Source organism: Corynebacterium sp. HMSC074A09 (genome assembly GCF_001811545.1).
GTDB classification, from domain to species: Bacteria; Actinomycetota; Actinomycetes; order Mycobacteriales; family Mycobacteriaceae; genus Corynebacterium; species Corynebacterium hiratae.
The window spans coordinates 16,970-36,909 of the sequence record NZ_KV805156.1; the positions used below are offsets into that span (position 1 = coordinate 16,970).

General features: G+C 61.2%; 18 protein-coding genes and 1 pseudogene. 14 read left to right on the forward strand and 5 right to left on the reverse strand.

Going from position 1 to position 19,940, the window contains the following annotated elements:
- Positions 1-1,158 precede the first annotated feature (1,158 nt).
- The 6 genes from HMPREF2807_RS09760 (at position 1,159) to HMPREF2807_RS09785 (ending at position 7,149) form a co-directional block, all read left to right on the forward strand.
- On the forward strand, positions 1,159-1,794 hold the full coding sequence (locus tag HMPREF2807_RS09760) for a C40 family peptidase (protein WP_046648126.1): 636 nt from the start codon (positions 1,159-1,161) through the stop codon (positions 1,792-1,794).
- Between the two features lie 158 nt (positions 1,795-1,952).
- Entirely contained in the window at positions 1,953-3,023 is a 1,071-nt protein-coding gene (locus tag HMPREF2807_RS09765; protein WP_070512419.1) for a C40 family peptidase, read from the forward strand.
- A 3-nt stretch (positions 3,024-3,026) separates the two neighbouring features.
- Complete coding sequence (locus tag HMPREF2807_RS09770) at positions 3,027-4,190, forward strand: glycosyltransferase family 4 protein (RefSeq protein ID WP_049155217.1); 1,164 nt, start codon at positions 3,027-3,029, stop codon at positions 4,188-4,190.
- The gene (locus tag HMPREF2807_RS09775) at positions 4,183-5,139 is read left to right on the forward strand and encodes an ROK family protein (protein ID WP_049155218.1); all 957 of its coding nucleotides are present in this window, start codon (positions 4,183-4,185) and stop codon (positions 5,137-5,139) included. Before HMPREF2807_RS09770 ends, HMPREF2807_RS09775 begins: the two co-directional genes overlap by 8 nt.
- 66 nt (positions 5,140-5,205) lie before the next feature.
- On the forward strand, positions 5,206-5,952 hold the full coding sequence (locus HMPREF2807_RS09780) for a lysophospholipid acyltransferase family protein (RefSeq protein WP_070512424.1): 747 nt from the start codon (positions 5,206-5,208) through the stop codon (positions 5,950-5,952).
- A gap of 72 nt (positions 5,953-6,024) precedes the next feature.
- A complete protein-coding gene (locus HMPREF2807_RS09785) occupies positions 6,025-7,149 on the forward strand; it encodes a hypothetical protein (protein WP_232751662.1) in 1,125 nt (374 codons plus the stop codon).
- A gap of 194 nt (positions 7,150-7,343) precedes the next feature.
- Here the strand turns inward: HMPREF2807_RS09785 and HMPREF2807_RS14225 are convergent.
- Positions 7,344-8,237, reverse strand: a pseudogene (locus HMPREF2807_RS14225) (glycosyltransferase family 87 protein); the annotation flags it as partial.
- Between the two features lie 61 nt (positions 8,238-8,298).
- Here HMPREF2807_RS14225 and HMPREF2807_RS09795 point away from each other — a divergent pair.
- Together HMPREF2807_RS09795 and HMPREF2807_RS09800 are read left to right on the forward strand one after the other, a co-directional pair.
- Positions 8,299-8,805, forward strand: coding sequence for a polyadenylate-specific 3'-exoribonuclease AS (locus tag HMPREF2807_RS09795; RefSeq protein ID WP_070512431.1), 507 nt, complete (start codon positions 8,299-8,301; stop codon positions 8,803-8,805).
- Positions 8,806-8,878: 73 nt separating this feature from the next.
- Positions 8,879-10,267 (forward strand): class II 3-deoxy-7-phosphoheptulonate synthase, encoded by a 1,389-nt coding sequence (locus HMPREF2807_RS09800; protein WP_070512434.1) that lies wholly within the window; start codon positions 8,879-8,881, stop codon positions 10,265-10,267.
- A 27-nt stretch (positions 10,268-10,294) separates the two neighbouring features.
- Here HMPREF2807_RS09800 and HMPREF2807_RS09805 read toward each other — a convergent pair whose 3' ends face one another.
- The gene (locus tag HMPREF2807_RS09805; RefSeq protein ID WP_070512437.1) at positions 10,295-11,533 is read right to left on the reverse strand and encodes a protein kinase domain-containing protein; all 1,239 of its coding nucleotides are present in this window, start codon (positions 11,531-11,533) and stop codon (positions 10,295-10,297) included.
- Positions 11,534-11,589: 56 nt separating this feature from the next.
- On the opposite strand from HMPREF2807_RS09805, the gene HMPREF2807_RS09810 reads away from it, so the two are divergent.
- Positions 11,590-11,982 (forward strand): Rv2175c family DNA-binding protein, encoded by a 393-nt coding sequence (locus HMPREF2807_RS09810; protein ID WP_369816152.1) that lies wholly within the window; start codon positions 11,590-11,592, stop codon positions 11,980-11,982.
- Here the strand turns inward: HMPREF2807_RS09810 and HMPREF2807_RS09815 are convergent.
- Genes HMPREF2807_RS09815 through HMPREF2807_RS09825 form a run of 3 tightly spaced genes read right to left on the reverse strand, consistent with a single transcriptional unit; the run spans position 11,951 to position 15,207 of the window.
- The gene (locus HMPREF2807_RS09815) at positions 11,951-13,498 is read right to left on the reverse strand and encodes an alpha-(1->6)-mannopyranosyltransferase A (protein WP_070512443.1); all 1,548 of its coding nucleotides are present in this window, start codon (positions 13,496-13,498) and stop codon (positions 11,951-11,953) included. The two genes, HMPREF2807_RS09810 and HMPREF2807_RS09815, sit on opposite strands and share 32 nt — an antisense overlap.
- 1 nt (position 13,499) lies before the next feature.
- A complete protein-coding gene (locus HMPREF2807_RS09820) occupies positions 13,500-14,591 on the reverse strand; it encodes a polyprenyl synthetase family protein (RefSeq protein WP_070512446.1) in 1,092 nt (363 codons plus the stop codon).
- Between the two features lie 43 nt (positions 14,592-14,634).
- Positions 14,635-15,207 (reverse strand): GNAT family N-acetyltransferase, encoded by a 573-nt coding sequence (locus tag HMPREF2807_RS09825; protein ID WP_070512448.1) that lies wholly within the window; start codon positions 15,205-15,207, stop codon positions 14,635-14,637.
- A gap of 268 nt (positions 15,208-15,475) precedes the next feature.
- On the opposite strand from HMPREF2807_RS09825, the gene HMPREF2807_RS09830 reads away from it, so the two are divergent.
- The 5 genes from HMPREF2807_RS09830 to HMPREF2807_RS09850 all read left to right on the forward strand — a co-directional run bounded on the left by HMPREF2807_RS09830 (position 15,476) and on the right by HMPREF2807_RS09850 (position 19,842).
- Complete coding sequence (locus tag HMPREF2807_RS09830) at positions 15,476-15,919, forward strand: SAV_6107 family HEPN domain-containing protein (RefSeq protein WP_046647958.1); 444 nt, start codon at positions 15,476-15,478, stop codon at positions 15,917-15,919.
- Positions 15,920-16,073: 154 nt separating this feature from the next.
- Complete coding sequence (locus tag HMPREF2807_RS09835; RefSeq protein WP_070512453.1) at positions 16,074-16,481, forward strand: DUF3040 domain-containing protein; 408 nt, start codon at positions 16,074-16,076, stop codon at positions 16,479-16,481.
- A gap of 858 nt (positions 16,482-17,339) precedes the next feature.
- Positions 17,340-17,774: a division/cell wall cluster transcriptional repressor MraZ gene (gene mraZ / locus HMPREF2807_RS09840; protein ID WP_046647963.1), complete on the forward strand. Its 435-nt coding sequence runs from the start codon at positions 17,340-17,342 to the stop codon at positions 17,772-17,774.
- A 173-nt stretch (positions 17,775-17,947) separates the two neighbouring features.
- Positions 17,948-18,991 carry a 16S rRNA (cytosine(1402)-N(4))-methyltransferase RsmH gene (rsmH, locus tag HMPREF2807_RS09845; protein ID WP_070512456.1) on the forward strand — a complete coding sequence of 348 codons (1,044 nt, stop codon included), beginning with the start codon at positions 17,948-17,950 and terminating at the stop codon, positions 18,989-18,991.
- Positions 18,988-19,842, forward strand: a complete 855-nt coding sequence (locus HMPREF2807_RS09850) for a cell division protein FtsL (protein WP_049155246.1) — start codon at positions 18,988-18,990, stop codon at positions 19,840-19,842. The genes rsmH and HMPREF2807_RS09850 overlap by 4 nt, the downstream gene beginning before the upstream one ends.
- Positions 19,843-19,940 lie beyond the last annotated feature (98 nt).

The following is a 19,940-nucleotide window of genomic DNA, read 5'->3' on the forward strand; positions in this document are numbered from 1 at the left end:
GTCAATAAAGGCCCCCAGACGTTGGGCGTTGGAGGAGCTCAAAGAAGGTAATCCGTTTCGCGAAGAGATGGGCAGTGCACTACGGAAAGGTCGTCGTGAACCGACCTGGGTCATGGGTGGGTGAGTAAACCTTGACGTCACTCTTGGCAGTATTGCCCAGTGTTGTTCGGCGGTGGGGCGGGATTTCTTCGCACTTAATTGGCCTACGTCAGGTTGGAGCTGTCTTGGTTGAAGAAGCATTAGACCCCGCCGCGAGCACGCTAGGTGAGCGCGAAGGGCGTCCCAGGGGAGTTCGTTAGATACAGCGTTCTTTCATGCCTAGGCCTCTAGAGCGTGTGCTTTAGGGTAGTTGTAAGGCCGTCTACGTACCCGCTGTCAGAGGAGCGGTCTGCGGGCGCCGAGCTGGGTGGGAGAGCGGGCTCGTAAGTTTTGGGTTGCTTGCCTGCCAAGGTGTTAACCCACAGTTAACCTCCTTGTAGTTTGTCTGATTTTCGGGAATCGAGGAGCGATACGGCGATGCGGAGGTCTCTCATTTGCTCGGGAGAGTGACGCGGTCGACATAAAAACCGCAGGAGAGAACCACTTTGTTGCATGGTTTCAGGAGAGGGTAGTGGGTCAAATGGGGTCGATGTGACGCCGAGTTACACGAGTGTGATGAAGGTTACATCGTATACTTTTGGACGCTCTTTGGGGCTTTAGGTCGGTGTTAAGGTCTAGCGGTGTGAAGTGAAAACCCCTCTGGGTTATTGCAGGTGAGGGCAAGTATCTGCCTGTCGTGCTTGTGTAATGAACTGGGGTCGTTGGGCGCCGTGTCGTTTAGGTTTCCATTTGATAACGGGACGGTAACGAAGCCGGTTTTACGTTTCTGACTCGACATCGCTCGTGATGATTTCGTAACCTATTCGAGACATTGAGTTACCGCCACGGTGTACACATCACCGGTGCTCAATACGAACTGAAGATTTAAGCGCCGCGTCTGGCCCCTCCTAAACATCCGGGGGCCGAGCGGAGATGGCCCTACAGGAACGGGTCATCGTCGAACGCTAGGCCCGCCCTTGGGTCAGAGCTTTTGTTCGCGTCATGTGGAGAGTAGTCATATGGATTGCCTTCTCCTAGTGAGCGAAAGTAGGCGCGCAGGAAGATTTGGAGTTTAAATTCGTGGCTAAGCACCGTCGTCAGGGCAACCTGAACACCCGTCGCATCGCATCCACTGCTGCTGTTGCTGCTACCGCAGCTGTTACCGTCCCTGCCGCTGCTAATGCGGCTGAGGTTGTCGTCCCGGAGACCGATATCCGCTTCGAGGTTGCTGGTCTGGAGAACGTCCCGAATATCAAGCAGCTGCCGAACATTGACCGTTACATCCCGGCCTTCAAGGCTGATCAGGGCGCGGGTTACGCCGCTGCTGTGGAGGCTCCGGTAGCTGAGGCTCCGGCGCCGGCACCGGTTCAGTCCGTGGGCGAGAAGGTTCTCGAGGCTGCTCGCTCCGCCGTCGGTTCCCCGTACGTCTATGGTGCCAACGGCCCGAGCGCTTTTGACTGCTCTGGTCTGACCTCGTGGGCTTATCGCCAGGCTGGCGTGTCCATTCCGCGCACCTCCCAGGCGCAGGCTTCTGCGGGTACCCCGGTGTCCCTCGATGCCCTGCAGCCGGGCGACATCATCGTCTACTACTCCGGTGCATCCCACGTTGGTATCTACACCGGCCACGGCACCATCATTGACGCGCTGAACTCCGGCACCCCGGTCGGCGAGCGCTCCCTGAACTACATGCCGATTCACTCCGCTGTTCGCTTCTAAGCGAACCTGGCGGTTTGGCTAACCCCTTCCGCTGCTCTTGCCATGTTGATGGCGAGGGTGGGGAAGGGGTTCGGCTATTCTAGAAGCCGTTATGCTTTTCCTTGACTGAGGGTATAATTCAGTCATCTATTAACCTTCTCTTAGTTTCGGGGGTATTCATGTCGCGTCGTGGCATTGCGTGTGCCGTCGCTGCAATCGTTGTGGGTGCGGCTCCGGTGGTCGTCCTGTCGCAATCTGCAGTGGCTCAAGAGTTCCTCCAGGAGCAACCGCAAGAAGCGGCAGGGGAGCAGGCACCCGAGGATCTGAGCGATCTCATTGAGCGCATGGCGGACGTCGCCCAGCGGGTTTCTGCCAAGGGTGAGGAAGTCAAGGGGCTTGAGGATGAGCTCGCAGAATCGGAGAAGGAGATCGGCGAGCTGGAACGCAAGGCTGAGGAGGCGCAGCGCAATTCCGAAGACGCCTCCGTGGTTGTCGCTGAGCAACAGCAGCGGATCGATTCCCTGGCGCAATCGCGCTACCGCCGAAGCGCGGCAACGCCAGTGTCGGCAGCCCTTGATGCCAACGACGTAGCCAGTGCGGTCGAGCGCATGGGGTACCTGGGGGCTTTGACGAGGGCTGCCAAGCGTGAAGAGGAAGCCATGGTGGCTGCCGCCGCCGCGGCCGACGAGGCGCATCAGCAGGCAGTCGATGCTACTGAGGAAGCGCGCCTCAAGCGCGACGAGCTGCAGGCACAGCGCGATGCGGTTCTCAAGGAGCAGGCTGACCTGGAAGAGCAGCAGAAGGAGCTCGAAACCAAGGTTGATGGCTTGAGCCCCGAGGCGCGCCAGGCATGGGTTGAGCACTTTGGCGGCTCTGCCGACCTTGACCTAGCTGCGTTGGCCGATGGTTCGGGGTCCGCCGCTGTCCAAGCAGCACTCACCCGAATTGGCGCCCCGTATGGTTGGGGTGCAACGGGACCTGATGTGTTCGATTGCTCCGGCCTGATGGTGTGGAGCTATCAGCAGATGGGGAAGAGCATCCCGCGCACCTCGCAGGCGCAGATTGCCGGCGGCACCCCAGTACCGATCGATGAACTACAGCCCGGAGACATTGTGGGCTATTACGCCGGCATTACCCACGTGGGAATGTATATCGGCGACGGTCAGGTGGTTCACGCCTCCACCTATGGCGTTCCCGTGGCAGTGGTGCCGCTTCATTCCATGCCCGTTCAAGGCGCCGTCCGCTACTAGGCCATGGCGCGCACACTCCTAGTAACGAATGATTTCCCGCCCACCATCGGCGGGATTCAGTCTTATCTTCGAGATTTTCTGGCAACCCTCAACCCGGAGGACGTCGTCGTCTTCGCCTCGACCCAAGATGGTGACGCCGCCGCCGAGTATGACGCGACGCTGCCGTATACCGTGGTTCGCTGGCCACGCACCATCATGCTTCCGACACCAGCCACCGCGCGCCGGATGCAGAGTCTGATTCGTGAATACGATATCGAGACCGTGTGGTTTGGGGCGGCGGCCCCGCTTGCCCTTATGGCGTCGGCGGCCCGGGCGGCGGGCGCTCGCCGGATCGTTGCCACGACGCACGGTCACGAGGTGGGCTGGTCCATGCTTCCCATAGCCCGGCAGGCCCTGCGTCGCATTGGTCAGCATGCCGATGTCATCACGTATATCTCGGACTACACGCGTACCAGGTTGGAACCCGCGTTTGGTACCCATGCGCGCTGGGTGCACTTGCCTTCTGCGGTTAATCTGGAAGACTTCACTCCGGCCACGGAGGGAGAAAAGCAGAGCGCGCGGGAGCGCTTTGGACTCGGCCCAGGGCCCGTCATCGTGTGCATCTCCCGCTTGGTTCCCCGCAAAGGCCAGGACCAGCTCTTGCGGGCGATGCCGGCGGTACGGGCACGCTTCCCGGACGCCCAGGTACTCATCATCGGTCGCGGACGCTATGAGCAGACACTGCGCGAGCTAGCGCGTCTGTACTGCCCCGACGCGGTGTTGCAGGAGGCGCGGGACACCGAAGAATTGCAGTTGGCGCTTCATGCTGCCGATGTGTTTGCCATGCCGGCGCGCACGCGGGGTGGGGGACTCGACGTCGAGGGCCTCGGCATCGTTTACCTAGAAGCACAAGCGGCGGGGTTGCCGGTCATTGCGGGTGACTCCGGTGGTGCACCGGAAACAGTAACGTCCGAGACCGGCATCGTCGTGCGCGGCTCCTCAGTTCTGGAACTTGAGCAGGCCTTGTGCACGTTGCTTGGCGACGTCCCCGGGGCCCGCCGCATGGGGGCGGCAGGGCGCCGTCACGTGGAGGAGCACTGGACGTGGGAAATCATGGGCGCACGATTGCGTGAGGTTCTGGAATGTGATCGTGGGCAGGCCGGGGTATATCCTACTAGTCATGCTTGAACACACTTCCTCCGCTGACGGTGGCCACAGCGGCCTCACCATCGGGTTCGATATTGGTGGAACCAACTTACGGGCCGCGGTGATTAATCCCGCCGGAGAGATTGTGGATTCGACAAGCGTCCCCACGGCCAGGGAAGCGCAGACACTCGAAGATGACATCGTGCGCTGCGTAGACAACTTGGCAGCATCCCATGACATCGAGGCCGTGGGCCTTGCCCTCGCGGGCTTTTTGGATCCCGAGTGTGAAGTTGTCCGCTTCGCCCCGCATTTGCCGTGGCGTAACGCCCCAGTACGCGAGATCCTCAGCAGGCGTTTGGACGTGCCGGTCCGCCTTGAGCATGACGCCAATTCAGCCGCGTGGGGCGAATGGCGCTTTGGCGCTGGGCGCGGTGCGAAAGAATGGGTTTTCTTTGCTGTGGGAACGGGCATTGGCGCCACGCTTTTTACTGAGGGAAAAATCTACCGTGGAGCTTTCGGCACCGCCCCGGAGTTCGGGCACCTTGTTGTGTCGCCAGGCGGGCGCCTCTGCCCCTGCGGCAAGCGCGGGTGCTTAGAGCGCTACGCTTCCGGAACCGCTTTGCCGGACACCTGCGCAGAGCTGCGCGGCGAGTATGACACCACCTTGCCGGAGAATCCCTCCGGCGAGGAGATCACCGCAGCAGCTAGGCAGGGCGATCCGCTGGGGATAGCTGTCATGGAGAACTTCGGTCAGTGGCTCGGGCAAGGGTTGTCCATGGTGGCAGATGTGCTCGACCCAGAGCTCATCGTGATTGGCGGCGGGGTGTCCAAGGACGCGGATTTGTACCTGGATCGGGCGCGGGATGCCATGGCTCGGCAGATCGTCGGAGCCGGTCACAGGCCTTTGGCCCGAGTGGCAACCGCGAAGTTGGGTTCGGCGGCAGGTATGATCGGAGTCGCTGATCTCGCCCGCCAGGAGCACCGAGGTTAACACCGCACATTTTTCTTTCACCGAGCAGCACTGCTTGCTCGGCACACACAGATAGGACTATAAGCGATGCGAAACAAGTGGTACTGGGCCTTTAAGCACATCTTTTTCGGCCCGGCCCTTCGAGTGTGGAACCGCCCATGGTCCGAAGGCATGGATCGCATCCCGGAGTCTAGTCCGGCAATCTTGGCATCCTCCCATCAAGCGGTGATGGACTCCTTCTACTTCCCGCTGTTGTGCCCGCGGCAGATCACCTTCTTGGCAAAGAGTGAGTACTTCACCACCCCCGGTTTCGTTGGCCGCCTGCAAAAGTGGTTCTTTAGCTCCGTGGGGCAGGTGCCGATTGATCGCGTCAACAAGGACGCCGGTGACGCGATGCTGGTGAGCGCACAAAAAATTATGGGCCGCGGGGATCTCTTCGGTATTTACCCGGAGGGGACTCGTTCGCCCGATGGGCGCATCTACAAGGGACGCACCGGTATGGCCCGCATCGCGCTAACCACCGGTGAGACAGTAATACCGATCGCCATGCTCAACACCCGTAAGGCTAATCCAATCGGTTCGTGGGTTCCGCGTCCGGTGCGTGTCGGCATGCGCGTTGGCGAACCCATCGACCCCCACGCATGGGCCGCTGAGCGCAACCTTGATCCGCAGGATCACGCCACCGTGCGTGCTTTCACGGACTACGTGATGAAGCAGTTGTCTGAGCTGTCCGGTGAGCCGTACGTCGACGTCTATGCCTCCGACGTGAAGGCGTCCCTGCAAGCTGGGCACGGCTACCCGGAAGGGGCCGAGCCCAGTTCGGAGGCGCGGTAGTCAGTGACTTCCTCCCCGTCTCAACGCTTAGCGTGGCCTGATGTAGCAAAAGGGATTTCCATCCTGGGCGTCGTGCTGTTGCACATCACGCTTACGGTTCCAGAATCGAAGGACACGTGGTTGGCCGCTTTCAACGTGTGGCTCGACCCACTGCGCCTGCCCCTGTTCTTTTTGGTGAGCGGGTTCTTCGCGCAAAAGGTTTTTCGCTTTAGCTTCGCAGAACTCTTTACTCGCCGCCTGTGGTACTTCCTTGTTCCTTATGTGGTGTGGATGCTGGTTGAACAGCAGACCAAGCGCGTGGAGTACCACTGGGTATTCGGGGATCCCGTTTTCGATTTCAGCCAGATGACGGCCAGCCTGCTCGTGGGCCATTCCATGGCGTGGTTCCTGCATTCACTGATTCTGTTTAATCTTTTTCTGTGGTGCGTACGCAAGCTCCCCGGGTGGGCGGCGCTAGCGCTGAGTTTTAGCCCTATTCTGTTCATCGCATGGCAGGCACAGTTCACCTCGATCGCGAAGGCCATTATGTTCCTTCCTGTCTTTGTCGCCGCTGCTTGTTTCCGGGATGCAATCTCCGCCTTCGCTTCCGCTATCGAGGCTCCCTTCAAAGGCGAGTGGGATTACCGGAGCTTTTGGGCGTATTCCGGCATGGTTGGGGCCTACGCCATCGGGTTCTTTATCCGCCGCACGTGGGATAGCTACGCTGGGGCCGTCGAGGTCACGTGGTTGTTGCCAGGCACGGAGGCGCTGGTGAGAGATGACGTCCATATTCTCGTGCGCATGGTAGAGCAGTTCTTCGAGGTTCCGGTGGGAATTGCGGTGGCGGTGGCCGTGTCCTATATACCGGTCCTATCCACCGGACTGCGGTTTATCGGCTCCCACACGCTGCCCATCTACCTCGGTCACCCCATTGGACTTACCGTCCTCTATGGCTACCCCATGGCGCTCAACCCGCGCGAGGTAAGCCTGGCAGGCCAGTGGCCGTTAGAAAATACCTGGTTCTGGCTCAGCATGTGCTTTGTTTATTGCGCGATTGCGTCGTTGGTCCTGTGGGCCTTGGGCAAGGTGCCCGTTGTGGGCTGGACGCTGAAGCCGCCGCCGATCGGTACGAGTAGGCGAACCACGGAACCGCCCTCGGCGGGCTTGAGCTTGAGCCAGAAACTCACTGCGACAAGGAACGCCACGACAAAGAAATAGTCGTTACCTGGAGCCTGCTGCCACCAGGACCACTCCAGTTCCAGCTGCTCGCCGTGCGGGACAAGCCAGTGGCCGCGGGCTAGCAGCACGAACCACGTGAGGCCTGCGAGGAACCAGCAGCGGCGCGCGGTGAGGTAGACCGCGGCTAGGCACAGCCACGTGAAATGGTGGGACCATGAGACCGGGGAGCACAGCAGCGCCGCCGTGGAGGCCAGTAACACGAGTTCTATCTCTGAGGATGTGTGCTCCATGACCCACCACAAGACTGCGACGATGAGAGCGCAGCCAATCAACCACAGGCCCGATGCTTCCTCGGGACTAACACGGCTGAGCAAGCCTCGGAGGGATTGGTTGCTGGAATAGGACAGCGTGCCGATTCGGGAGGAGTCCCGGAGGATGTCAGTCCAGTACGCCGCAGAGCTTGCAGGGGAGGCGAGGTAGCCCACCACACCGCAGGCGATGAAGGCACCTATCGCCGTGGCGAGGGCACGCCAGTCGCGGCGAACGAAAAAGACCGCGAGGAAGACCGCCGGGGTGAGCTTGATCGCCATAGCAATGCCGGTCAGCACACCTCGCCACGGGGAGCGTGGTCTGAGCAGCAGGCAGTCGACAACGACGGCCGCGGTCAGCAGGAGATTCACTTGGCCGAAGCTGAAATTCTCGGTAATCGGTTCGGTGAGTGCGCAGGCGAGCAGCGCCCACGTGGCCCACCAGTCGGGGCGGTCAACGTCGCAGCACCGCGAGATAACGGCGTAGAGACATGCCCAGAGCGCACCGAGCGACGCCGCAGTAAGAAGGAGAGATAGCGGCCACAGCGGCATCCACGACACCAAGGCAAAGAGCGCTGCAGCAAAAGGCGGGTAAGTAAAAGGCAGCGACACTCCGTTGCCGAGAACGTAGCTTTGCGCGTAGAGATTCTCCCCGCGGAGCAGGGCCTGCCCTCCCTCTCGGTAGACATCGAGGTCAACGTGGTAAAACGGCACAATTCCCCCGCTGTTTAGTGAGGCCGCAAGATGGATAGTCCACGGCACCGTTGCCAGCCCCACCAGAAGGAGAGGAAGGAGGGACGAGGAGAGAGCTTTCTTCACGCAGCTGAGTATAGGCCCCCAGTGGCACGGCTCCTCTAGGCAGCAGACTAGGATACGGGGCGTGCGCTACTTCTACGACACCGAGTTCATCGAGGACGGATCGACCATTGAGCTGGTCTCCATCGGCGTTGTCGGAGAAGATGGAAGCGAGTACTACGCGGTATCTACTGACTTCGATCCGGGCAAGGCCAACGCGTGGGTACGCGACAATGTGCTGGACAAGCTCCCGAGCCCGGCGGATCCGGTCTGGAAATCGCGTGAGACCATCCGCGAGGATCTCCTGGAATTCTTGGGCCGCCACTCTACCCCCATCGAACTGTGGGCCTGGGTAGGGGCTTATGACCACGTGGTTCTTGCGCAACTATGGGGGGACATGGCCAGCCTGCCCAAGGGGATGCCGCGCTACACCCGGGAGCTGAAGCAGTATTGGGAGTTCGCCGGCCGTCCCAAGCTACCTCCCGTGCCTAACGGTAACCACGACGCGTTGGTCGACGCCCGCCATAACCTGGCCAAGTTTCGCATCTGTGAGCAGCACTTGCCGCTGACTCGGGGCAACCGCGTGAGCTAATCGTGAATTAATACCGTGACCTAAAAGTCCATTAACTAACGCGCGACAGGCCCAAGATGGTTAAATACTGGGTGTGAGTTGGACAGTAGATATTCCCAAAGAAGTACTTCCTGATCTGCCGCCGCTGCCGGAGGGGATCAATGAGAAGTTCCAGGACGCCATTGCCCGCGAGGCAAAGCAGCAGCCCAGCTGGGATCAGCTGCAGGCTGATAACGTGCGAAAGATCCTGGAATCCGTCCCACCGATCGTCGTGGCCCCCGAGATTGAGGAGCTCAAGCGCAAACTTGCCGACGTCGCCTTGGGCAACGCCTTCCTTCTCCAGGGAGGCGACTGCGCGGAGACCTTTGAGTCCAACACGGAACCGCACATCCGCGGCAACATCAAGACGCTGCTGCAGATGGCCGTCGTCTTGACGTACGGCGCTTCCACTCCGGTGGTGAAGTTGGGCCGTATTGCCGGCCAGTACGCCAAGCCGCGTTCCTCCGATCTGGATGCCAACGGTCTGTACAACTACCGCGGTGACATCGTCAACGGCGTGGAGGCCAACGAGGAATCCCGCCGTCACGATCCCGCCCGCATGATTCGCGCCTACGCAAACTCCTCGGCGGCAATGAACCTGGTTCGCGCGCTGACGCACTCCGGAACCGCGGACCTGTACCGCCTCCACGAATGGAACCGAGAGTTCGTGGCCAACTCCCCGGCGGGTGCTCGCTACCAGGCCTTGGCTGATGAGATTGAAAACGGCCTGGCCTTCATGAACGCCTGTGGGGTGTCGGATGAGACCCTGCGTTCGGCGGAGATTTACTGCTCCCACGAGGCCTTGCTGAAGGATTACGAGCGTTCCATGCTGCGCTTGGGTACGGACTCTAACGGCGAGACCAAGCTTTATGACCTGTCCGCGCACCAGCTGTGGATTGGTGAGCGTACCCGTGGTCTCGACGACTTCCACGTGGCGTTTGCTTCCATCATCGGCAACCCCGTGGGAATCAAGCTTGGCCCCGGCGTGACGCCGGAGCAGGCAGTGGAGTACGCGGAGAAGCTTGACCCGAACCGCGAGCCCGGCCGCCTCACCATGATCGCGCGCATGGGCCACGATAAGGTGCGCTCCGTGCTGCCCCCGATCATCAAGGCAGTGGAGGACTCCGGCCACAAGGTGGTGTGGCAGTCCGATCCGATGCACGGAAACACCTTCACGGCGTCGAACGGTTACAAGACCCGCCACTTCGACAAGATCGTCGACGAGGTCCAGGGCTTCTTCGAGGTGCACCGCGAGCTGGGTACCCACCCGGGCGGCGTGCACCTGGAGTTCACCGGTGAGGACGTCACCGAGTGCCTCGGCGGCGCTGAGGACATCACGGACGTGGACCTGCCGGGTCGCTACGAGTCTGCCGTGGACCCGCGCCTGAACACCCAGCAATCGCTGGAGCTGTCCTTCCTCATCGCAGAAATGCTGCGCAACTAGAGTCTGCGCAGCGTCTAGCTGCGCAGACTAGTACGGCCTCCAGAGAATCGGCCAGGTGCCGTATTCTCCGGAGCCAAACCACCAGGCGGCCACGGCGACAGCCAAGGTGGCGAGGCCGACGAGGACGAGGAACCCGATGAGCCCGACCGCGCTGCGGTTGCTCAACGGACGTTCCTCCGGCTCCTCTTCGGCCCCGGCCGCATATGGTTCTGGCACGGCGGGGGAGGGCGCCGGGGTGTCTACCGGTGCGGCAGGCAGGGGGAAAGCGTCCTCGCGGGTTTCCGCCCGTGTTTCACGCGTGGGGGAATCGGGCGAGGGGATTGCAGAGGTCGCTTCGAAGACACGCGTATTGTCTGTTCCCGAAAAGTCTGTAGGTACTGCAGCGGTACGTGCGGCGGCCGAGTTTCGCGGGACGGGGACCGTGAACTGTGGCAGTTGCAGCTCCCGGGAAACGTCATCCAAAGCATCCAGGAATTCACCCGCGTCTGCAAAGCGTTCGGCTGGGTTACGTGCGGTGGCGGTGGCCACGAGGGCGTCGAAAAGCATCGGCACCCCCTCAATGCGTGAAGATGGTGCCACCACATCCGCGTGCACGCGCGCGGTGGCGTGCGCAAGCGGGGTATCACCGTGGAAGGGGACTGTGCCCGTCAGCAACTCGAACAGGACGATTCCGGCCGAGTAGACATCGGAAGCCGGCGTGATATCCGCGCCAGTGACTTGCTCGGGGGAGAGGTAGCTGACGGTGCCGACGATCTGGCCGGAGCTATCATGCTCCGCCTTTGCGGAGCGCACCAAGCCGAAGTCACCCACCTTGACTCGGTGGTTATCGGTGATGAGAACGTTATCCGGCTTGATATCGCGGTGCACGAGGCCGGCGTGGTGGACTTCGGTGAGCCCGGCCAAGACCGAGTGCATCACGCCGGCCGCAGCGTGCGGCGGCATGGGTCCGCGTTCCGCAAGGAGCTCGCGCAACGTGCCGCCGGTGATGAGCTCCATGATGAGATAGATGGGCAAACCATCCGCGGAAAAGTCATGCACGGCGACGAGATTGGGGTGGCTCAGCTGCGCCATCGCGCGGGCCTCGCGCTTAAAGCGGGTGACGAAGACGGGGTCGTCGTGATAGCGCTCATCCATCACCTTGGCAGCTACTGCGCGGCCCAAACGCATGTCCACGCAGCGATACACAGTGGACATGCCGCCGCGAGCGATCGGCTGATCAATGCGGTAGCGTCCTTCAAGAATGTCGCCCACGTTCAGCCTTGTCATGGGTTCCAGTATGGTCGATCCTCTCCTCAAAGTGTGATCCCGCTACAGTTGTGTCTGTGACTAATTCTGCGAACCCTGAAGAGAATTCCCATCCCGAGCTTCCGCAACTTCTCGCCGGAGAGAAGCTGCTGACGCTTAAAGAGGTAGCTGAAAAACTCGATCTGCCCATTACTCGCGTCTTCGATCTGCTCAATGCCCGGAAGTTCATCGCGTGGCGGGACGCCGAAGGCCAGCGCCTCGTCCCGGAAGCGTTTTTCAATGCCAAGGGCGTCATTTCCAAGCACGTGTCCGGCGTCATCACTGTTCTTTCGGACAACGGCTGGGGTGACAACGAGATCCTGGCGCATCTTTTTACCGAGGACGAGTCCCTACCGGGCCGCCCCATCGACGCGCTGCACGGCCACCTCGCGCGGGAGGTTATACGGCGCGCGCAGGCTTCGGCGTTTTAGACGGCGCATCAGCACCAGGCGCAGTTGGTTCAGCGGCGGTGCGTGGAACACCATCGAAAATCCACTGTGTGGCCAACCATGCCACGACCACCATGGCAATCACCCAGAACCAGTTGTAGAGCTGGTGATTACCGTCGCCGGCGAAGGCCACACCAATAAAGAGAGCTGCGCCGGTGGTGAGCTTGATGAGCGGTAGTGGTGGGCGAAAGGTTCCCATGAGCGTGAGTACTGAGGCGTAGTACCACGGCAGCGTCACAGAGTTGAAGACGAACGCCACCTGGTAGGCCGCGGCCGTGGCGGCAATGGCGCGGCGCACGCCCGTGCGCCCCCACCACCACACAAGGACAAGGCCCAGGAGCATCAGGAGCATCGCGGCCGAGCGCAGCACGGTGAGCACGCCGTTATAGGTGGTATCGGGGGAGAAGACCTGGATGAGCGGAACGAGAATATCGGCAAGCAAGGTGGGGCCGGCCAAGGGGTTGATGACCTTAGAATTACCACTGATCTGAGACAGCCAACCCCACGAGCTTCCCGACGCCCATGTGATCGCCGCCACCGCCAACGCGACCTCCGCCACGGCGATAACGCCGGATAGTAGGAAGAACCCGACGCGCTTGAGCGGCTTCGTTCCCTTCGGCGCCCAGTGATGCAGCATGAGCCACACGATGAACGGCGCGGCGAAGACGGCGGTGGCCTTGAGGGACACTGCCACGCCAACGAGTATGAGGCTGAGGTGGAACTTGTGGTGCACAGCAGCGAGAAGGCCCAGCGATACCAGCCCCACCATGACTGATTCGTTGTGCATGCCGCCGATGAGGTGCAAAACCATCACCGGATTCGCCACTCCCAACCAGAGTGCTAGGGCGGGATCGCCGCCGATGCTTCGGGCTAGGCGTGGAATTGACCAGGCGATGGCTGCAAAACCAAGGACGGAAATTGCCTTGTAGACGATGATGCCCGCAGCAACGTTATCGCCCACCAGGTGGGTTACCCCGTTGCCCATCCACAGGTGTAGCGGCCCGTAGGGCGTAGTGGTGTTGCGCCAGTCGTGAGAGACCTCAAGCAGGAAGGGACCGGGGTTAACGGCTGCGCCCTCGACGTAGGGGTCGAAACCATCGCGCACCATCGCGCCTTGCATCAGGTAGGAGTACACGTCCCGGGAAGCCAGCGGTGCGGCGCACAGCAGCGGGGTGACCCAGCAGATCAACATCCGGCGGATGTCTGCCAGTGCGCCGTCTGGTTGCGGGTTCTTGAGCTGTGGGGCAATGAAGTGGCGGCCCGCCAACACCCATGCGGCGACGAGGCCAAACAGGCCAACCCAGTAGAGGACCATGCCAATGTTGCGGCCGTGGCCATAGGCAAGGAAGCTGATGTTGAGCGCCTCAAGAAAACCTCCGCGATTCCGGGTCGCGCCGCCGGAGAAGGAGGCGAGCGCCAGGACGATCGCAGAGACGATGCCCAGTGGCAGGGGATGGGGAATGCGCAGGGGCACGCGCGTGGATGCGGAGCGAGCCATGCTACATCCGGCGGGCCGTGGACTTGTGAGCAAGTTCTTCCAAAACCGCTGTGACCTCGGGGTCAACCTGCGCGTTGTGCAGATGATCGAGGCCGGAACGCGTGAGATCGCTGATGCGCTGCTCGACGACGTCCGGCGCACCGGAATCAGCAATGATCTGCGCCATGCGGGCAATGTCTGCGGGGTCCTCCGTCTGGCCGATGAGGCGGCGAAGCTCAGCGGCGGCTGCGGGATCGGTGGCGTCCGCGCGCTGTAGGGCCAGCGACAACAGAACCGTGCGCTTGCCTTCGCGCAGATCGTCTCCGGCGGGCTTGCCGGTGATAGCCGGGTCACCGAAGACGCCGAGCAAATCATCGCGCAGCTGGAAGGCGACGCCGATGTCCTGGCCGTAACCGCGGAAGGCAGCAACGAGTTTCTCGGGTGCGCCCGCTATAACGGCGCCCAGATGGAGGGGGCGCTCGATGGTGTACGCGGCAGTCTTGAACCGGTTCACCGAGTCCGCCAACGTGGCGTCCTCGGAGCCGGCGGCTTCCAGGGAGATGTCCAGAATCTGGCCGCCGATGACTTCGCGGCGCATCGCCCGCCATGGTGCGCGGGCGCGCGCCAGCGCCTCGGGGCTCAGGCCGGAATCTTGAAGCATGTCTTCCGCCCAGACCAGGGCCATGTCACCGATGAGGATGGCCAGCGATTGCCCGAAGAAATCAGCGTCGCCGCTGAGCCCGAGCTCGCGGTGGCGAGCAGCAACGCCGCGATGGACAGTGGGGTTGCCGCGCCGGGTATCGGAAGCATCCACGATGTCGTCGTGGATAAGTGCACAAGCCTGAATGAACTCCAAGGACGAGGCAGCGCGGAGCATTGCCTGCGGGGACTCAGTGCCGTCGAGCCCGTGCGCACCGACAAAACCTGCCCACGCGTAGAGGGGGCGAATGCGCTTGCCGCCGTCCAGGACGAAGGAATCCAAATAGGAGATCGCGTCGGCCACCGGAGAGCCGATGGCCGCGATGGCGTCGCGCTGACTGTCCAAGAAAAGCTTAAGCTCCTCGCGCACGGCTGCGGGGATGTCGTTCAAGGAAGGTATCTGCGGTGTAGTCACGCCTGCTACTTTACCTGGGTAGCTATGCCGGCTTGCCGCCAGGTTAAGCGGTGTCGGCTGGTGTCAGCGGCACCGTCGATTGCAGGATGGCGAAGGGGCGCGCATCGGCGGGGTAGTAGAGCTGGCGAAGGAAATCACTAAATCCCATCTTGCGGTAGAGGCCGAAGGCGGAGTTTGCCTCGTTGGGAACTTCCGGAGTGGAAAGCAGGATGTAGCGCGCGGGAAGGTTCCACGCCAAGGCTTCGAGCAGTGCGCGCCCTAAGCCGCGACCCTGTTCTTCAGGCAGCACGTGAATCTCCGCCAGCTCGAAATAGTTGTGGAGAATGTCTTCTTGTTCCGGGGTCGGTCCGCCACTGGCGGTGAGCGCTCGGCGAAGCTGTTTGTCCCACCACGTGTCCGGAGAGCCAAAGAATCCGTAGGCAAAGCCTGCAATGCCGTAGTCGGTGGTGGCCGCGACGCAGGAAAACCCTGGGCGTATGAGATCTGCGCGCCACCGCGAGATAGAGACGTCGCGCACTGACTGGCTATAGCCCATTGCCGCGATGTAGATATCCACCAAGCGCGGGACAGCAATGGCGAACTCTTGGGGGCTTAGGCGGCGCAGCGTGTAACTCACATCTCTAATAACAGCAGATTCTTCAGGCATGTGAAAGCGCACAGAGAAACTATCTTCTGCACATCCAACCGCCATGGAGTCAGAGTACGTGTTCGAAAAGAGAAGAAATATCGCCCATCCCTATTGTTTAAATCGAACACATGAACTAAAATTAGAGGTGGATGTACGAAGGTGGTTTTACGGTGAGTCTCATCAGCGAACAGCAGCAGAAAGTCAACAGCACAGTCTTCATTGACAAGCTCAGGAAGCAGCCCAAGGAGGAGAGGTTATGGCACAGGTAATTTCAGCAACGGCAGCGGCTCGGGGCCGGAACAGGGAGGCGATGCAGCGCGTGCGCCGTGACCGCTTCCTCGGTCAAGCGTTGGATCTGTTGGTGGATGCGCGCCGTAGCGCTGCGGAGGGGCGGTTCGAGGACGCTCTTGAAATGGCATACCGCGCCTCGCTTCGTGCTGCGGGCGCGCGTGTGGCGGCGTCTGCGGTGTCGCGCCGTCGGCGCTTGCCTACCTCTGCATGGGAGCAGGTAGCTCTTATCGGTCCGGCGGATGCTCAATGGGCCGCAGAATTCACAGACTATTCCCGCGTGCGCTCGCGCGTGGCCTCCGGAATGGATCCGGTGCCCGCTGCGGATACGGTCTACCAGTACTTGGCGCTTGCCACACGTTACGTGGACGCGACCGAATCTGAGCTGGGCTTCGGTGGGCTGGCCGCCTAGTGAGGGCGTGATTGCTCCGGTAGCAGGGGTGCAGGGATGCCCAAAAACTATGGACTGTCTTTGTGGGAACTATCTCGCTATCCTTGACGTTATAGAGGTAGTAAACATAGTTCCCAGTTCCACTACCTAAACCCAAATCATTACGGAGGACGCTGTGGCCCTTTCTGAGCACGAACAGCAAGCGCTGCGTGAAATTGAACAATCGTTGCTGGCCAACGATCCTGATTTTGGCGCGTCTGTGTCCGGTGAAACTTCTTTCGGCGGCAACTCGGGTGCCATCACCCTCCGTGGGGTGGCCTTAATCGTTGTCGGTCTGTGCATGATGGTGGGCGGAATCGCGTTGGCCCAGCAGTCCCTGTGGTTCGTTATCCTCTCCGTACTTGGCTTTTTGGTCATGTTTGGATCCGGTGTGTGGATGCTGCGCGGAAATTCGGAAGATTCTCTGGTTGCCGCCGGCGCACCAGCATCCGCTAAGCGGCGCAACAAGCAGTCTAGGAAGGCTGGCAGTGACGTTGGAAACCGCCTTGAAGATAGCTTCCGCCGCCGTTTCGAAGGAAACTAAGCTCTAAGAACGCATAAAGCCCAAGAAACGTACCAGCAGCCCTCCGCTCTACTGAGAGTCGGAGGGCTGTGGCACGATGACATTGGCCATCGCATACAGGGTGTGTGGCACACGGGGGAGTTGCTTTGGCGAGCGGTCTGCCAATTCCGACGCGCGAACGAAGGCGGCGTTGATCGGCGAGAGTTTCGTTGTGGAGGCCTCAGGGTAGAACTCTCAACGATCGAAGTAAAGCCCTCATGCGATTGCTGCACCGCCTCATCCGCAAAAGCTTGGGGGAAGTGCTGCGCGGCGGTCACGGGCGGGCCGTGGGTGCCATGGGGAAAGCTCGAGCGTGGCATCCGCTTAGGCGCTTAGGTATGAATGCGCTCCGCCCTTCTCCAAGGGACCGACGCAAGAACATCGCCCGGAATTGCCAATGACCTCGGCGGCGCCGCGTTCTCTGCGTGATTTTCCCGCATTTCCCACTTTGCCCCACCAAGATTCCCCACTTTGTCCCACTTGGCCTAGGGATCGGCGGGGTGTGGTGGGGGAGTGTCCCTTTGGGGCGCGTGAAAGCGACAAAAGCGGCAGGAAATTGGGGACTATGGGGCGAAACTCGCCTTAAGGGGTCAAAGGTGCGCAAGTGAACTAGTGGAAGTGGGGACTGTTTGAGGGGTGTGTCAAGGGAAGTCTGGGAAAACTTCCCACTGGAAAAACTGCTTATGAGCTGCGCATTTATTGCGACACGCAGATTGTTGCGGCGATAAAGGTGTGGGTGGTGGGGGAAAGTGGGGTAGAGTGGGGCGTAGCGGAGGAGAGTTGCTCTCTTGTCGCGAGAGGAATCCGGAGTTTTCGAGTGACAGGAAGGTGGACCCGGGGATGTTTCTCGGCACCTACACTCCCAAGCTCGATGACAAAGGACGGCTCACGCTTCCGGCAAAGTTTCGCGAAGAACTGGCTGGCGGCCTCATGGTCACCAAAGGTCAGGATCATTCGCTCGCGGTATACCCGCGGGAGGAGTTCGCGGCGCGAGCTAGGAAAGCGGCGGCCGTGTCACGTACCAACCCAGAAGCGCGTGCGTTCATCCGTAACTTGGCAGCGAGTGCGGACGAGCAACGTCCCGATGGGCACGGGCGTATCACACTGTCCGCAGGGCACCGTGAGTACGCAAACCTGACGAAGGAATGCGTAGTTGTGGGCTCGGTTGACTTCCTCGAAATCTGGGACGCAGCCGCGTGGGCTGAATACCAGGCGCAAACTGAAGACGCTTACTCGGCGGCAGACGCCGATGACGTACTTGCCGGGCTGCTGTAGAGCTTCCTGGCACACAGAGAGTGCGTGTATGGACTCTGCCCGAGGAGGATGAGCTGGTGTACTTCCCCGACATCAGAACCCTTCCTCGGACAGGGCCCTATACGCACTCGATTTTTTATCGAACAGATCTGATAGCGGCCTCAGGCGCCTGAATGGAAAGGGGGACAGCAACTGTGGACCACAACGGCACCATTACCTATGACGTGAATGACAACCACGGCCATGTCCCCGTTATGCGTGCGCGTATGGCTCAGCTGCTTGCTCCGGCCGTCGAAGCAGCGGGGGAGCACGCCGTCATCGTGGACGGCACCTTGGGGGCTGGTGGCCACAGCGAATACTTCCTCAACAGCTTTCCTAACGCGCGAATTATCGGTGTGGACCGTGACTCCGCCTCGTTGAGCAGTGCTTCTCGACGTCTCACCCCCTTCGCCGACCGCTTCGTCGGCGTCAACGCTCGCTTCGATGAGGTCGGTCGTGCCATTGCGCAGGGTGACCATGAGATTTTTTCTATCGCGCGAGAACACGGCATTGCAGGGGCATTGTTTGATCTGGGTGTGTCCTCCATGCAGCTTGACCAGGTGGAGCGTGGGTTTGCGTACAAGACCGACGCCCCGCTGGATATGCGCATGGACCCGCGCCAGGGAATGACTGCCGCCGACGTACTCAACACCTATAGCCACGGTGACCTCGCCCGCATCCTCAAAACCTATGGCGATGAGCGCTTTGCCGGCAAGATTGCTTCGGCAGTAATAAAGGAAAGAGAAAAGGAACCTTTTACTACCTCAGCCCGCTTGGTTGAGCTGTTGTACGCCACGATTCCCGCAGCGACGCGTCGCACCGGTGGCCACCCCGCGAAGCGCACCTTCCAGGCGCTGCGCGTTGAGGTCAACCGCGAGCTTGAGGCGGTCGAACAGGTCATTCCCGTGATTACGGATGCCCTGTCCGTCGGCGGCCGCGCGGTGTTCATGAGCTACCAGTCGCTCGAAGATCGCATCGTCAAGCATGCCTTCACCAAGCTCAGCACCTCGACGACTCCGCCGGGGCTTCCCATGGACCTTCCGGGCACGGCGGCGCACTATTCCAGCGTGACGCGTGGCGCGGAGAAGGCGAGCGAGGAGGAGATTGCAGAGAACCCGCGGGCAGCGTCCGTCCGGGTACGCGCACTCGAGCGCCTCGAGGGCAGTCCGTCTTTTCATGAACCGGGAGGTAGGCCATGACGCTGAGAGACCGAACCGCACAGGCAACGTACCACCGCGACCACGAGAGGACCCACACCATGGGAGCTAGCCGCGATTTCACCACCGGATCTGATTTCTCCGGTCAGGGAACCGCGCTGCTGGAGCGGGGGCGCCGCACCACCCCGTTGCCCAGTCGCACGCCGCATCGCAGTACTGTGCCCGCCCGCCGGGTCGGAACGGGTCTGCGAGGGAACCGCCTCGGTTCGAAGCAGGTAGTGAGCAATCGTGGGCGCCGCGTCGTACAGCCCACGCGGGTTACTGGCCTTTTCGCTCGCCTTTCTTTCATCGCCATTGGCCTGCTCATCACTGGTGTGGCTGCGGCGATGTGGCTCTCCGGCCTGTCGACGTCCCAGACCTTTAAGATTCAGGAGCTTACTGCCCACGAATCCACGCTCGATAACCAGCTGGAGACTCTGAACCGAGACTTGGAGAACGTGCGTTCGGCGTCGGACGTCGCCCGCCGCGCCCACGAGGCCAAGATGGGCGTCCCGGTTCAGCCTGGCGTAGTGGAAGTCGACGCAGACGGAAACGTGGAACAGAAGCGCGAAGCCACCCCGGATATGGAATCTGTCATCGACGTAAACGGCGAACCGGTCCGCCCGGGTCAGGCCTCGAGTGACCCACACGCGACGGCGAACGTATCCGATAACCTGAACGCCCGTCCGACGCTGAGCGAGAGGAACCGCGAGCGCGAAGGCGCCGAGTCGGGTGCGTCTCGTTCGGACAGCCACCCAGACAGCGGTGAATCCACCAATGACGGACAGCCGGCCGAAGGGAACGTAGAACTGCCGGACATCCCGGCCCAGGCTCCCTACGCCGCCCGCGGGTAGATTCCATCCCCGCTCCGCGCGTGCCTGCGTGGGCGGGCGGCGATAATAGGGCACAATTCGGGATGAACCACTGATTATTGACCCATCTTCGCTGCAGA

Coding starts and splice junctions, on each gene's coding strand:
- HMPREF2807_RS09765 (WP_070512419.1), top strand. CDS start 1,953: ATGTCGCGTCGTGGCATTGCGTGTGCCGTCGCTGCAATCGTTGTGGGT.
- HMPREF2807_RS09770 (WP_049155217.1), top strand. CDS start 3,027: ATGGCGCGCACACTCCTAGTAACGAATGATTTCCCGCCCACCATCGGC.
- HMPREF2807_RS09775 (WP_049155218.1), top strand. CDS start 4,183: ATGCTTGAACACACTTCCTCCGCTGACGGTGGCCACAGCGGCCTCACC.
- HMPREF2807_RS09780 (WP_070512424.1), top strand. CDS start 5,206: ATGCGAAACAAGTGGTACTGGGCCTTTAAGCACATCTTTTTCGGCCCG.
- HMPREF2807_RS09805 (WP_070512437.1), bottom strand. CDS start 11,533: ATGACAAGGCTGAACGTGGGCGACATTCTTGAAGGACGCTACCGCATT.
- HMPREF2807_RS09815 (WP_070512443.1), bottom strand. CDS start 13,498: ATGGCTCGCTCCGCATCCACGCGCGTGCCCCTGCGCATTCCCCATCCC.
- HMPREF2807_RS09830 (WP_046647958.1), top strand. CDS start 15,476: ATGGCACAGGTAATTTCAGCAACGGCAGCGGCTCGGGGCCGGAACAGG.
- mraZ (WP_046647963.1), top strand. CDS start 17,340: ATGTTTCTCGGCACCTACACTCCCAAGCTCGATGACAAAGGACGGCTC.
- HMPREF2807_RS09850 (WP_049155246.1), top strand. CDS start 18,988: ATGACGCTGAGAGACCGAACCGCACAGGCAACGTACCACCGCGACCAC.